The organism is Microbacterium sp. 18062 (assembly GCF_902706225.1).
Taxonomy (GTDB): domain Bacteria; phylum Actinomycetota; class Actinomycetes; order Actinomycetales; family Microbacteriaceae; genus Microbacterium.
Genome location: NZ_CACSKB010000073.1, coordinates 1 through 13,394, shown reverse-complemented (window position 1 = coordinate 13,394; position 13,394 = coordinate 1). Strand labels below are relative to the sequence as shown.

At 71.0% G+C, this 13,394-nt stretch carries 10 protein-coding genes; 3 read left to right on the top strand and 7 right to left on the bottom strand.

Features of this window, described 5'->3' with window-relative positions:
- A partial coding sequence (locus tag GVL03_RS17750; protein ID WP_159502345.1) for a M15 family metallopeptidase occupies positions 1-962 on the bottom strand: 962 nt, incomplete at its 3' end.
- Between the two features lie 121 nt (positions 963-1,083).
- Here GVL03_RS17750 and GVL03_RS17745 point away from each other — a divergent pair.
- Positions 1,084-2,214, top strand: coding sequence for an Rv2578c family radical SAM protein (locus GVL03_RS17745; protein WP_159502344.1), 1,131 nt, complete (start codon positions 1,084-1,086; stop codon positions 2,212-2,214).
- A gap of 337 nt (positions 2,215-2,551) precedes the next feature.
- Here the strand turns inward: GVL03_RS17745 and GVL03_RS17740 are convergent, their stop codons facing one another.
- A complete protein-coding gene (locus GVL03_RS17740) occupies positions 2,552-4,516 on the bottom strand; it encodes a DEAD/DEAH box helicase (RefSeq protein ID WP_159502343.1) in 1,965 nt (654 codons plus the stop codon).
- A gap of 234 nt (positions 4,517-4,750) precedes the next feature.
- Here GVL03_RS17740 and GVL03_RS17735 point away from each other — a divergent pair, with 234 nt between their 5' ends.
- Positions 4,751-5,656: an aldose 1-epimerase family protein gene (locus GVL03_RS17735; RefSeq protein WP_159502342.1), complete on the top strand. Its 906-nt coding sequence runs from the start codon at positions 4,751-4,753 to the stop codon at positions 5,654-5,656.
- A gap of 1,566 nt (positions 5,657-7,222) precedes the next feature.
- Here the strand turns inward: GVL03_RS17735 and GVL03_RS17730 are convergent.
- The 5 genes from GVL03_RS17730 to GVL03_RS17710 all read right to left on the bottom strand — a co-directional run bounded on the left by GVL03_RS17730 (position 7,223) and on the right by GVL03_RS17710 (position 12,923).
- The gene (locus GVL03_RS17730; protein ID WP_159502341.1) at positions 7,223-10,459 is read right to left on the bottom strand and encodes an efflux RND transporter permease subunit; all 3,237 of its coding nucleotides are present in this window, start codon (positions 10,457-10,459) and stop codon (positions 7,223-7,225) included.
- Between the two features lie 291 nt (positions 10,460-10,750).
- A complete protein-coding gene (locus GVL03_RS17725; RefSeq protein WP_159502340.1) occupies positions 10,751-11,122 on the bottom strand; it encodes a CrcB family protein in 372 nt (123 codons plus the stop codon).
- A complete protein-coding gene (locus GVL03_RS17720; protein WP_235038225.1) occupies positions 11,119-11,511 on the bottom strand; it encodes a CrcB family protein in 393 nt (130 codons plus the stop codon). The genes GVL03_RS17725 and GVL03_RS17720 overlap by 4 nt, the downstream gene beginning before the upstream one ends.
- Before the next feature lie 174 nt (positions 11,512-11,685).
- Positions 11,686-12,648: a DNA topoisomerase IB gene (locus GVL03_RS17715; RefSeq protein WP_159502339.1), complete on the bottom strand. Its 963-nt coding sequence runs from the start codon at positions 12,646-12,648 to the stop codon at positions 11,686-11,688.
- 5 nt (positions 12,649-12,653) lie between these two features.
- Complete coding sequence (locus GVL03_RS17710) at positions 12,654-12,923, bottom strand: Rho termination factor N-terminal domain-containing protein (RefSeq protein ID WP_159502338.1); 270 nt, start codon at positions 12,921-12,923, stop codon at positions 12,654-12,656.
- A gap of 246 nt (positions 12,924-13,169) precedes the next feature.
- On the opposite strand from GVL03_RS17710, the gene GVL03_RS22070 reads away from it, so the two are divergent.
- Positions 13,170-13,334 carry a hypothetical protein gene (locus tag GVL03_RS22070; protein WP_200847229.1) on the top strand — a complete coding sequence of 55 codons (165 nt, stop codon included), beginning with the start codon at positions 13,170-13,172 and terminating at the stop codon, positions 13,332-13,334.
- Positions 13,335-13,394 lie beyond the last annotated feature (60 nt).

The following is a 13,394-nucleotide window of genomic DNA, read 5'->3' as shown; positions in this document are numbered from 1 at the left end:
GGGTAGTCGGGGGCGGCGGGGAGGCCGAAGAACTCCTCGAGCGTGCGCCATCCGCCCTCGTGGTAGGCGCGCGCGAGCTCCGGGCCGAGGTAGCGCAGGTGCCACGGTTCCGCCTCGTAACCGGTGATGCCCGTCTGGCCCTCCTCGTACCGCACGACGAACCCGAACTGCCAACCGTTCTCGGCCACCCACTGCCCCTCGGGAGACGCGCCGAAGTCGTCGAGCGAGCCGCACCCGTTCGAGCACGGCATGAGGTCCATCGTGATGCCGAGCTGATGCTCGCTGTATCCGGGACGGGCGCTCGAGATATCGGCCTCGGCCTGTCCGCCCTTGGCGACGTTCTCCGCGTAGGTGGTCACCTGCACGTCGTAGGAGCGGTAGCCGCTGAGCTGCCCGATCTCGCCCACGCCGGCCTGCTGGATCGCCGTGGCCATGGACTGCAGGGCCTCCGCGGCGTCCTGACGGAGGATGCCTGCGTTGAAGGTGCGCAGGCCCTGCACCTGGTCGAGTCCCTCCGGCTCATAGGAGATCGGATCCAGCGGGCGCTGCTTGTTCACCACGACCCAGCGCCGCGCCGGGTCGGAGAGCGACACGCACGCGGATGCGGCGCCCGAGACGACGGCCTCGCGGAACGCGGCGCCTCCGCCCGCGGCGACCACGACCGCCTCGTCGTCGCCGGCTGCGACCGCGGCGGCGACGGCGGGGTCGTCGCAGATGGAGGCCGCGGGCGCGACCGTCGTGAACCGCGGCGCCGGGATGGCGTCGGCCGCGGCGGGGCGCGCCTGCTCCGGGGCCGCATCGGAGACCGGACCGGACCGCGCGAGCCCCACGATGGCGATGACCACGACCACGACCGCGAGGACGGCGCCGACGACCGCGAGTCGGCGTCGGCGCAACCGGACGACGGTCGCGCGCGTGGCACGGCGGGTAGTGGCCGCCGCGGGGTCGGCGGGGTGGATCACTCATCCATTGTCGTCCACTCGACGGCCGCGCACAGCGCACCCGACCCGCTGGCGCCGCACCCGCTACGAATGTTGCGATGAGAGTATTGACTTTGATTCGTATCTTTGTTCTACTCGACGGATGCGATGGCAGGGGCAGCGGGTGGGCGCGACGGATGACGCGGCGCTTCCCGGCATGGAGCGTCTCGAGGGACTCGTCCGCTCGGTGACGACGCCCGAGTTCGCGGGGATGACGTTCCACGAGGTCGCCGCGCGCTCCGCCCTGAACCACGTGCCCGGGTCGTCGGCGATGCCGTTCGACTGGACCGTGAACCCCTACCGAGGCTGCTCGCATGCCTGCGTGTACTGCTTCGCCCGCGGTACGCACACGTATCTCGACCTCGACGGGGGTCGGGACTTCGACTCGCAGGTCGTGGTGAAGCTCAATGTGGCGGAGGTGCTCGAGCGCGAGCTGCGGCGGGGAAGCTGGCAGCGGCAGCACGTCGCTCTCGGCACGAACACCGATCCGTACCAGCGCGCAGAGGGGCGCTACCGGCTGATGCCGGGGGTCGTCGAGGCTCTCGCCGGTTCCGGCACCCCGTTCTCCATCCTGACCAAGGGCACGCTGCTGCGCCGTGATCTGCCGCTGCTCACACAGGCGCGCGAACGCGTGCCCGTGTCGCTCGCGATGTCGATCGCGGTGTTCGACGACGAGTTGCAGAAGGCGATCGAGCCGGGCACCCCGACGGCACAGGCGAGACTAGACACCGTGCGCGCGGCGACGGATGCGGGGTTCCGGGTCTCCGTCTTCCTCATGCCGGTGATGCCACACCTGACCGATTCGGGCGCAGCCCTTGACGAGGCACTGGCCCGCATCCGCGCGGCCGGTGCGGTGCGGGTCGTCTACGGTGCGCTGCACCTGCGGCCCGGGGTCAAACCGTGGTTCATGCAGTGGCTCCGGCGCGAGCATCCCGAGCTCGTCTCGAGCTACCTCGGGCTCTACCCCGGGGCATCCGCCACTGCACCGAAGCCGTACCGGCAGTGGCTCGCACGACGCGTGCGCCCGCTGCTGCGGGCACACGGGCTCGACGGCCGCGACGAAGAGGAACCGGTCCGCGGACGCCCCGCCGGCGGCGCCGGGCCCGAGTTCGGAGTCGCACGCGGAACGCGGCCGGGAGCCGCGGGCGGATCGGCGGCTGCAGCGGTCGCCGCATCCGTGCGCATCACGAGCCGCGGACGTGCCGCGATCAACCCCGCTCCGCGCCTGTTCTGAAGCCGAGCGTCTCTCGTCATCGGTTCCTGAGCGAGGGGCAGAGCTGCGAGACAAAGGGTCCCGGTGCTCGTTCACTCGGGGTCCGTCTCGTCGCTGCGGCGCAGCCACGCAATGGCCGCGAGATCGTATCTCCCGCCTCTCGCACCGCCCGCAGGGCGGCCGCATCGAGCGACAGCGGCACACCGCGGCGTAAACGACCGCGAGACTGCACCCTCGCGCCGAGACTGTGGGGTTACCCCACTGTCTCGGCGCGAAGATACGGTCTCGCGGATGGTGCGGCGCAGGGCGTGCCTCACGGATAGTGCAAGGCAAGACCCCGCGCGTGGACGATGCGGGCTCAGGACGTGACGTCGGCGAGCTGGCGGCCCGCGACCTCCTCGATCACGTCGTCGCCGACGCGTACCTCCTCGAACGGGGCGTCGATCTCGGCCCGGCCGAGCAGCTCGGTCATCCGGCGGCGGCGCTGACGCGTGATGAGCGTCACGACGGTGCCGGAGCGACCCGCGCGACCCGTGCGGCCGGAGCGGTGCAGGTAGGTCTTGAACTCGTCGGGCGCATCTGCCTGGACCACCAGATCGATGTCGTCGACGTGGATGCCGCGGGCCGCCACATCCGTCGCCACGAGCACCTGCGCCTTGCCGTCGGTGAGACGCTGCAGGTTACGGGTACGGCGGGCCTGGTTGAGGTCGCCGTGCAGGGCGACCGCGGAGATGCCGGCGTCCTCGAAGGACTCCGCGAGCATCTCGGCGTACGCACGGGTGCGCGCGAACACGAGGGTCTTGCCGTCGCGGTCGACGAGCGACGTGAGCATCTCGCCCTTGTCGCGGTGGTCGATCACGAACACGCGGTGGTCGATCGTGCCGGACTCCTGCGTCTCACCGGCGACCTCGTAGACCGCGGGCTCCTTCAGGAACTCGTCGACGAGAGCGGCGACCTCGCGGTCGAGGGTCGCGGAGAACAGCAGCTTCTGGCTGTCTTTCGCCGTGTGCCGCAGGATGCGCTGCACCGGCTCGACGAAGCCGAGCTCGCACATGTGGTCGGCCTCGTCGAGGACGGCCACCTGGACCTGCGACAGGTCGAGCTTGCCCTGCTCCACGAGGTCCTCGATGCGCCCCGGCGTGCCGATGACGATGTCGACGCCCTTGCGGAGTGCCCCGACCTGACGTCCCTGGGGCACGCCGCCGTAGATCTGGGTCGTGAACAGTCCCACGCTGCGCGCGATCGGCTGCACGGTGCGGTCGATCTGCAGGGCGAGCTCACGCGTCGGCGCGAGGATGAGGGCCTTCGGCGACCGGCCGAACTCCCGCCTGGTGCCGGCCTGCGACCGCAGCACGTTCTCGACCAGCGGGGCGCCGAACGCGATGGTCTTGCCGGATCCGGTGCGTCCGCGGGCGAGCACATCGCGCCCCTCAAGGATCGACGGCACGGTGGCCGCCTGGATCGGGAACGGGGAGGGCGCGCCGAGCTCGGCGAGCGCCTTCACGATGTTCTGTCCGAGGCCGAGCTCGCCGAACCCCTGGCCCTCGATCGTCTCGGCGACGACGGACTCGGCTTCGAGGCGCTCGTGCACGACGTCGACGTGCGCGTCGTGGGCCTTGGGCGCGGCCTTCCAGTCCGACCGGCCAGCGCTGTCGTTGCGACGCGGACGATCGTCGGCGGAACGCCGGGGGCGGTCGTCGAACGAACGCACGGGACGATCCCCGGTGGAGCGGGCCGGACGGTCGTCACGACGGGGACGATCATCGGTACGACGCTGCGGGCGGTCGTCGAACGAACGAGCCGGACGGTCGTTGCGAACCGGGCGGTCGCTGCGAACCGGGCGGTCGTTGCGAGCCGGGCGGTCATCGTACGAACGAGCCGGGCGGTCCCCATAGGAACGCGCCGGACGATCGTCACGAGCGGGCCGGTCCTCGAACCGACGCTGCGGCCGGTCGCCGAACGAACGCGCCGGACGGTCCCCGTAGGAACGGGCCGGACGGTCGTCACGAGCCGGACGATCACCGTACGAACGCACCGGACGGGCGTCGTACGAACGGGCGGGACGGTCGTCACGGCTGCTCGAGCGGATGGCGCGCGACTCGTTGCGTCCGGCCTTCTCCTGCGCGTTCCAGCGGCGCTTGGGCGCCTCGGCTCCGGCCTCGTCGGCACGGTAGCCGCGGTGACCGACGCTCTTGGATCCGGTCGTGCCGGCCGAGGCCTCGCCGGGGCGGCGCTTGCGGTCCTGGAACGAGGTCTTCGAGCCGTACCGCGGCTCGAAGTTCTTCGCCGGGCGTCCGCCCGCGGGCTTCTTGTTCTTGGGCATGGTGTCCTTCTGGGTTCTCTCGCACGAGAACAGCAGCCGCGCGCACGCGGCGATACCCGGACATCCGTCGGCCGGGGCCATTTTCGATGATGATTCATGTGCGCCGAAGTGCGCTCACCATCGGCCCCATGGACTCACAAACCCATCCGCGCAGCGTGCGCGGTGTCCAGAGCCGACCGTTCAGGATAGCGCACGAGCCTGAGAGCGCGCCGGGCGGCGGGATACCCTGGGCGGATGACCGCCGATCCCACCGGACACCGCTTCGTCCTCCGCTCCGCGAACGCCTCCGCGGAGATCGCACAGGTGGGGGCAGCCCTCCGAGCGCTCCGCATCGGCGATGTCGATCTCGTGCCCCGCTATCCCGACGACATCGCGACCCCGGCCGCATCCGGCGTCGTGCTCGTGCCGTGGCCGAACCGCATCCGCGACGGGCGATGGACGCAGCACGGCGAGACGTATCAGCTGGCGATCAGCGAGCCGAAGTTCGGCAACGCCTCGCACGGCCTGCTGAGGTTCGCGCCCTACCGCGAGATCGCCGCTCAGCCGGATGCGGTCACCCTCGGCGCCGAGGTCTTCCCGCAGACCGGATACCCCTTCCACCTCGACACACGGGTGACGTACGCCCTGACCGATGACGGACTGGACGTGGTGCACACCATCACCAACGTGGGGGCGGATGCGGCGCCGGTCGCTCTCGGCATCCACCCGTATCTGTCCCTCTCCGACGTCGCGACCGCGGACCTGCGGCTGCAGGTAGACGCGGCCGCGTGGTTCCGGCTCGACGAGCGCAAGCTGCCCGTGGCCGAGGAGCCCGTCGACCCCGCCCACGATCTGCGGGAGCCCCGCGGAGTAGGCGACCTCGACCTCGACGCCGCCTACACTCTCGTGCGCCGCGGCGCCGACGGTCGCATCCGAGGGCTGCTGCACGCCCCGGACGGACGCCGGGTGGAGCTGTGGGCGGGTGCCGACTTCGAGTATCTCCAGGTCTTCACGACCGATCGCTACCCGGGTCACGACCTGGCGGTGGCGATCGAGCCGATGACCGCCCCCGCGGACGCCTTCAACTCCGGCCGGGACCTGCGCTGGCTCGACCCGGGCGAGACCTGGGAGCTCGAGTGGGGCGTCGCCCTGCACGCCTGAAGCGAACCCGAGAGTCTCCCGACGGCGGTCGTCCCGGATCCGTGTCTCGCTTGTGCAGGTCGGTCGGGGTTTCCGGCTGCACAAGTGAGACACGGGGTCGAGAGTGTGGGTGGTTCCGGGGGTCGGTGTCTCACTTGTGCAGGGTTTCGGCGTGATCCGGATGCTTGAGCGAGACAGGCGCCCGGCATCCTGTGCCGGGCGCCTGACCAGGGTGCTCCGAAAGCCTCCGCCATCGCTCCCCGCCCGCCGCATACTGCCTCGTCGAGGGTCAATCGGTAACACACGCCGAGCATTCCGTTAACGGATCGCCGATATCGTAGAGTCAGCGGTCTTTCCGCCGCGTCGGATACAGGGTCCGGCGCTCGTCAACCGGCGCGAGACGGGGTTACAGCGGCTCGACCGGGGGGACTTCGGTGTCCGTCTGGGTGGAGGGTACCCGCATGCGCTTTGCTGTTCCGTTCTTCGTCGGTGTCTCGTCCGCAATCGCGGCGACGGGACACACTCCTCCGGAGCGCACGCGCGCCCGGGCGTGGGTGGCGCGTCTGCTCGCTGCGAGCGCCAGGCGCATAGCCACGTTCTTCGGTACGACGATGCTCGTCGGCATCGGGATCTCGATCGCGACGACGACCGATCAGGTGTGGTGGCACCTGCACTTCAGCCAGCTCGGCACGTTCAAGAACGGCTCCGCGGCGTTCTTCAACGGCGCGCTGATCGCGGGCGGCGTGCTCATCATGATCTTCGGTCGAGCCTCCGCGCGGGAGCTGCGCGCGCTCGGGCGGGATCGCGTGCGCCGGGGCACCGCCCGCACCGCCCGCATCATGTACTCGATCATCGGGGTCAACCTGGCCCTCGTCGGCTGCATCCCGCTCAACCTCAACGGAGTCGTGCACGACCAGGTCGCAGGCGCCATGGTGCTCGGCTTCGTCGGCCTGCTGCTGACGAGCCCGTTCATGATGCACGGGATGCCGCGCCGCCTGCTGGCGACCACCGTCCTCGTGTTCGTGATGGTGTTCGCCGGCGCCTGGGTTTTCGTGACCGGCGAGATCAACCTGGCACTGTTCGAGGTCATCTGCTTCGGCGCGATGTTCGGATGGTCCGGCGTGTTCCTCAGCGCCCTGAAGGTCTGCACGCAGGCGGATGCCGCCGCTCCCGCCGTTCAGCTCGCGGCGCCGACGGTCGTGACCGAGGCGGCGCCCGTGTCCGACGGGCACGACACGTTCCTCGCCCCTTCGTCTCGGAGCTTCGTTCCTCGCCCGGGGACCGAGACGAGCGCCCCTGCGGGCGCTCGTCGGGGCGGGGAGGGCCCCGTCGCCGCCCGTCGCCTCGGAACGGTGCTCCTCGCTCAGGAACCGCCAGCGCAGCGAGACGACGCGCCCACGCGCAACGAGCTCCCCTCCCCTCCGTCACGGAGCGATGCTCCTCGCCCAGGGACCGGAAAGACCGGACTCGCGGGTCGGGTTGCGCTCGCCGTGTCCGTGTCCGTGTCCGTGTCCGAGACCACGCCTGTCGCGGGGTCGGCATCATCCGCGGTGACTCCGACAGCGACGCGTACGTCTATGTCGGCGCCTACGCCTGCGGGTCCCGCAGTCCGCGCCGCGTGGGCGGAACGCCCCCGGCGACGTCCCGAGTCCCGGCATCTGGCGCCGCGTCGCTCCCCGATGCGTCGCCCCGCCGCGCGTCGCGCCGCTCCCGTGCGCCCAGCACCAGGTTGTAGAGCGTCGGCAGCACGAGCAGCGTCAGGACGGTCGAGGACACCAGTCCGCCGATGACGACGATCGCGAGCGGCTGGGAGATGAACCCGCCGTGACCGGTGACGCCGAGAGCCATCGGCGTCAGCGCGAAGATCGTCGCGAGGGCCGTCATCAGGATCGGGCGAAGACGGCGTGACCCGCCCGCGACCGTCGCGTCGTGAACGCTCAGCCCCTTCTCACGGTACTGGTTGACGAGGTCGACGAGCACGATCGCGTTCGTCACGACGATGCCGATCAGCATGATCACCCCGATCAGCGAGGCGATGCCGAGCGGGATGCCGCTGGCGATCTGCAGCAGGATGGCGCCGGTCGCCGCGAACGGCACCGACACGAGCAGCAGCAGCGGCTGGAGGAGCGAACGGAACGTCGCGACCATGATGATGTAGACGATCAGGATCGCGGCGAGCATCGCCAGGCCGAGCTGCACGAAGCCCTCCTGCTGCTGGGTGAGCACGCCGCCGACGGAGGCGTCCGCACTCTGCGGCAGGTCGGCCGCGTCGAGCGCGGCGTCCACTGCGGTGGACGCCGCCGAGAGGTCGTCGGTGGCGGGCGAGACGGTCACGGTCGCCGTGCGCTGTCCGCGCTGGGTCGTGATCGAGGTGGGTCCCTCGGTCTCGTCGACCGTCGCGATCTCGTCGAGGCGCACGGCTCCGGCGGCCGTTGGAATCGTGAGAGCCCGCAGCTCGTCGATCGTCGCGGGCGCCTGCGCCGCGGCGATGTAGACCGTCACGGCGGTCTCGTCGACCTCGATCGAGCCGGCCTGGCGGGGCTGCATCGTGTTCGACACGAGCGCGCCCACCGCGACCTCCGAGAGCCCGAGTGCCGCTGCCGCATCCCGGTCGACCGAGACGGCGATGTACGGAAGGGATGCCGACAGATTGCTGGAGATCTGGCCGATACCGTCCTGCTCGCCGAGGGAGGCGACGACCGCGTCGGTCGCCTCCCGGAGCGTCGTGCCGTCGGGTGCGGTCACGTCGACCTCGACGTCGCTCGAGCCGAATCCCCCGCCGGACGCGGCGACCGTCACGGTGCCGACGTCGTCGAGGGCGGCGACAGCATCCTGCACGGCGTCGCGCACCGCGGTCTGGTCGGCATCCGCGTCGGTCGTGATGGAGTAGGTGATGCCGGCGCCTCCGCCACTGAAGGCGTCGCGGAGCGCCGAGCCGCTCGACCCGATCGACACCTGGACGGTCTCAATGCCTGGCACCTCGGCGAGCGCGGTCTCGACGCGCTGCGCGGCAGCATCCTCGGAGGCGAGACTGGCGGCAGGGCCGAGGTCCTGGGTGACGGTCAGGGTGTTCTGCCCGCTGTCGCCGAGGAAGTTGACCTTCATCAACGGCACCGCGGCGATGGTGCCGGCGAGCACGACGACCGCGAGCACGATGGTGACGATGCCGTGCCTCAGCGTCCAGCCGAGGAGCGGCAGGTAGCTCTTCTGCAGCCGGCTTGGCGGGGCGGCCGGGTCCTCCGGGTCGATCCACTCGCCCTGCGCGTCGAGCACGGGCTTGCCGGGGCGGAGGAACCAGTAGGCGAGCACCGGCACGATCGTGAGGGCGACGAAGAGCGACGCGAGCATCGCGATGGTCACGGTGAGCGCGAAGGGACGGAACAGCTCGCCGGTGAGGTCTCCCACGAATGCGATCGGGAGGAACACGGCGACCGTCGTCAGCGTCGATGCGGTGATGGCGGTCGCCACCTCGCGCACGGCGAGCAGGATCGCGCGCTGCTTGTCGGCCGGGCTCCTGCGCCCCGAGGCTCCGCGCGGCGTGCCAGCGCCGTGCGGATTGGGCGTGGGGACGGCCACGTAGTGCCGCTTGATGTTCTCGATGACCACGATCGAGTCGTCGACGACGCGGCCGATCGCGATCGTCAGGGCGCCGAGGGTCAGGATGTTGAGCGAGTAGCCGAAGGCCTGGATGCCGATGAAGGTGATCAGCACGCTCGTGGGGATCGAGATCGCGGTGACGAGCGTCGAGCGCACCGACAGCAGGAAGATCAGGATGACGATGACGGCGAACACGAGGCCCAGCAGGCCCTCCTCGGCGAGGGCCTCGATCGACTGCTCGATGAACGGCGCCTGGTCGAACACGACGGTGAAGGTCGCACCCGACAGGTCGTCCTCGAGATCCGGGAGCACCGCGAGGATGCCGCGCGAGACGTCGACCGTGTTCGCGGCGGGCAGCTTCGTCACGGCGATGGTGAGGGCGGGCTCGCCGTCGACGCGCGAGATCGAGGCGACCGGGTCACGCTCTGCGGCCACGGTCGACACGTCGCCGATCGTGACGAGGCCCGTGCCCGCCTGCGCGGCGTCGGTCGGAACGAGCGGGAGCGCCGCCAGTTCGTCGACCGAGGTGATCTTCGCACCGGTCTGCACGGTCAGGGTCTGGTCGCCCTCGGTGATCTCCCCGCCGGGGAACAGCACGCCGTTGGCGTCGAGCGCGTCGGTGATCGCCTGCTGCGTGAAGCCCCTCTCGGCGAGCGCGGCCTGATCGGGGGTGATCGTGATGCGCTGGCCGATGCCGCCGACGATCTGCGCCGCGTTGACGCCGTCGACGTCCTCGATCTCGGGCACGACGTTCGACTCGAGCAGGTTCTGCGTGCTCTCCTCGTCGTCGTATCCGGTGACGGCGAGCTGCACGACCGGGAAGTCGTCGATGCTCGCCGAGATGACGTTCGGCTCGACGTCGTCGGGGAGCTGGGACTGGATGCGGTTGATCGCCTGCAGGATCTTCTGCTCGGCGGTCGCGAGATCGGTGCCGTAGGTGAACGACGCCTGGATGATCGAGGCGTTCGTCGTGCTGGTCGCCGTGGTCGACTCGAGGCCCGGAACACCCTGGATCGCCGTCTCGATGGGCGTCGACACGTCGTTGCTCACGACGTCGGGCGATGCGCCCGGGTAGGTCGTCACGACGGAGAGCACCGGCAGCTCGATCGACGGGATGAGCTCCTGCTTGAGGTTCGCGAGCGCGAGACCGCCGAACACCGCGGCGACGATCGTGACGAGCGCGATCAGGGCGCGGTTTCTGAGGCTCAGGACGGCAAGAGAGGACACGGGCGCGCTTTCGTGACGGCCGGAGCGAACCGGATGCGGTGTGGTGCTGGCGTGCGACGTGATGCTGAGGATGCGCCGCTGCGCGGCACGATACACGGATGTATCGGGGCAAGTATCCCACGCGGGTTCGCCCCTCGGCTCCTGGCGAAGACGGGGTTCGCAGGAAGGTGCCCGGTGGATGAGCGAGGAGCCCAGCGACACGAAGCAGTGACCCCGCGGGTCAGAGCCGTGGCATGGCACGAACCCGGTCGCTGAGCGAGCCCAGCGACACGAAGCGTCCGGACTGTCGGATCAGACAGGCAGCACTGTGCCGAGGGCGAGACCGGCCCACGCGGCGCCGGCCGTCAGAGCCAGGGTGCCGAGCGCGTTGGCGACGGATGCCGCGGCCCGCCGCTCGGTGAGCAGCACGGCGCTCACCGCGGCCACGGCGCTGAAGGTTGTGTAGCCGCCCAGCAGACCCGTGCCGGCGACGGCGAGCACAGCCGCATCCGACACGGCGCCGACGAGCATGCCGAGCGCGAAGGATCCCGTCGCATTGACGACGAGCGTGCCCCACGGGAAACGGGTTCCGCAGAGCGCGCCCACGCCGACGTCGACCAGGTACCGTGCTCCGGCGCCGAGTCCGCCGGCCGCCACGACCGCGAGGAAGAGGAGGGGGGTCACGGCGTCGCTCCCTCACCGCGGGCTCGCCCCATCCGCAGGCCGAGCAGCGCCGCTCCGACGCCGAGCACGGCGGTGGCGACGGTGAGCCCGACGGGCGCGGCCGTCATCGCCTGCACAGCGAACGTGCTGTAGGTCGTGAAGCCGCCGAGGACGCCGGTGCCGAGGAACATCCGCGCCGCCCGCACGGATGCGGTGTCGCCGCGCCGCACGACCACCGCCGTGACGACACCGAGCAGGAACGCCCCGATGACATTGATCACCGGCACCGCGACGGCCTGCCAGGCCGGCGCATTGATCAGCAGGAGCCCCGCCCGGGCGGCGGTGCCGATGGCGCCCCCGGCCACCACTAGCCCCAGGTGGGTCCACGAGAAGCCGGGCACGGATGGCACGGACTCACGCTAGTGCGTCGCCCTCCCGCCCGCATCCCGCCGCTCTGCGACACAACGGCGGGGATTCTCGCCGACACCCCGGATGGAGCGCCCGAGCGCCGCGTGTCGCGACGGGTCACCGCCGTCGTGCCGTCGCGGGCCCCGGGCCCACGCCCCGAGCTGGGCGCCCGGGCGTCACCCCTGCACGAGCCGCCGCAACGCCGTCTCGGGCGACATGGCCAGATCGAGCAGCGCTCCGCGGCCGTACGCCTTCCAGACCCGCGGGTCGATGTAGCTGCTGCGGGCGACCGACGGGGTGTTGCACAGCAGCGTCGCCGTCGCCCGCACCGCCTCGCGCTCGCTGACCTTGCGGGCCTTCTTGGTCGGAGCCTCCCCCAGCCGCGCGAGCGCGTCGGCCGCGGCGATGGTGCCGCGCAGCGTCCGGAAGTCCTTCGCGGTGAAGTCGCCCCCGGTCAGCGCGCGGACGTACGCGTTCACATCGCCGGGCGTGAGGGGCACCCGACGACGCCCTCGGCGGTACGACAGCAGTGTGGACCGCGGACGACCGGCCGTGAGGGGCTCGAGCGCGGCGGCGAGGTCCTCGTCCTCGATCTCGATCCGGGCGCGCACCCCGCTCTTCGCGGGGAAGGCCAGGGTGATGACACCGGCCTCGATGCTCGCATCGCGGCGCTGCAGGGTCGTGAGCCCGCGCCCGCCGCCGCGGGCGAGATAGGCACGCGATCCGATGCGGATCGCCCCGGCATCGAGCAGCCGGAACGCGACCGCCAGCAGCGTCTCTCGGGACTCGTCGCCCCGGCGGAGGGCGGCGGTCACCCGGCCGCGGGCGCGCGGCAGCGCCTCGGCGAGCGCGAGGGCGCGGGCGTACTTGCCCCGGTCACGGCGCTGCGTCCAGTCCGGGTGGTAGATGTACTGCCGCCGACCGGCGTCGTCCGTGCCGACGGCCTGGATGTGCCCACGTGCCTCGGCGCAGATCCAGACGTCCTGCCAGGCCGGCGGGATGACGAGAGCGGCGATGCGCTCGCGATCGGATGCGCTGACAGCACCTCCGTCGGGCGCGGTGTACCGAAACCCGGTGCCCGCTCGCGTGCGGGAGATGCCTCCGTCGGCACCCGGATCGACCCGGACGAGACGCGCCACGGCGGTCAGTGATTCCGCAGAGCCGAGATGAGCTCGGCCTTGCGCTTCGAGGAGTAGCCGGTCAAGCCCAGCTCCTTCGCCCGCTTCTTCAACTCGGGCACCGTCCAGTCCTCGTAGTCGCCCGATCGACCGCCCCGGGCGCCGACCGCGGAGCGACCGTCGCGGGCCGCCGCGTTCGAGATCCGGGCGGCCTTCTCCTTCGACGCCCCGTCGTCTCGGAGCTCTTCGTACAGCTCGGGGTCCTTCAGGCTGTTGGATCCGCGCCCACCTGGCATGATCGGCCTCTCCGGCGCGCACGCACGCGCCTCCCCCACGACGGTAGGCGCGGCTGCCCGCGCACACCTCGCACTTGACACCGCCGCCCGGTCGGCGCTATCGCGGTAGCACTGCGCCGAGAAGCCCGTCAAGCCCCTGAGCACGGGGGCACCGCGGTGGGAACGTGGGCTCGTGCCCCCGTGGCATCCGAGCGTCTACGCGATCTCCGCCCCGAGAGGGCGCTCGGCAATCTCGAGGAGAGTCCCATGAACATCGCACTTCTCATCATCATCGTCGTCGCCGTCGTGCTGGCGATCGTCGGCGGCCTGAACACCGCCCTGAACTGGCTGCTGTGGGTGGCGCTGATCGTCGCCGTGATCGCGCTCATCGCCTTCCTCTTCCGAGTCATCAGCGGCAACAGGCGCGCCTGACCGGGCCGGGTCATCGGCCGAGGCCGCTGACCCGGCGATCCCGCAGCCCACTCCCACTCC

Excerpts from the sequence above, each read along its gene's own strand:
- GVL03_RS22070 (WP_200847229.1), top strand. The coding sequence starts at position 13,170 with ATGAACATCGCACTTCTCATCATCATCGTCGTCGCCGTCGTGCTGGCG.
- GVL03_RS17740 (WP_159502343.1), bottom strand. The coding sequence starts at position 4,516 with ATGCCCAAGAACAAGAAGCCCGCGGGCGGACGCCCGGCGAAGAACTTC.
- GVL03_RS17710 (WP_159502338.1), bottom strand. The coding sequence starts at position 12,923 with ATGCCAGGTGGGCGCGGATCCAACAGCCTGAAGGACCCCGAGCTGTAC.
- GVL03_RS17735 (WP_159502342.1), top strand. The coding sequence starts at position 4,751 with ATGACCGCCGATCCCACCGGACACCGCTTCGTCCTCCGCTCCGCGAAC.
- GVL03_RS17745 (WP_159502344.1), top strand. The coding sequence starts at position 1,084 with ATGCGATGGCAGGGGCAGCGGGTGGGCGCGACGGATGACGCGGCGCTT.